The sequence below is a fragment of the Bradyrhizobium sp. Unk1 genome, assembly GCF_059512345.1.
In genome coordinates this window covers 1-307 of record NZ_JCAMOP010000264.1, presented here as the reverse complement: position 1 = coordinate 307, position 307 = coordinate 1, and the positions used below count along the sequence as shown (strand labels likewise).

The window sequence follows — 307 nt, the reverse complement described above, 5'->3', positions numbered from 1 at the left end:
GCTCATCTCGATGGCTGAGGCGTCCAAGGATATCGTCACCATCGGGCAGACGAACCTAGCGCGGTCGGGACCTGCAGCGACGTACGTAAGATCCAGCTCGGCCTCCAACGCCAGTTGCTCTTGAGTAACGTGCTTTTTACGCACGAGTCGGCCGTCGTTTCTGCCGTTCGCCCGATCGCCTCAGGGCGCGATGATACCGCGCGTGGGTAGAGCAGCCACGCAGGTTGTTGTTTTCCAATGGCCGCGCGGAACGGCGGCTTGCAGACGTTCGCCGCGTTGGCAGCGGCCATGTGTTCGCGCCATGTTG

The 307-nt window shown here is 62.2% G+C and carries 1 pseudogene; it reads right to left on the bottom strand.

From position 1 onward, the window contains the following. Positions 1–183: 183 nt before the first annotated feature. Positions 184–307, bottom strand: a pseudogene (locus tag AC5ZFO_RS48425) (IS630 family transposase); the annotation flags it as partial.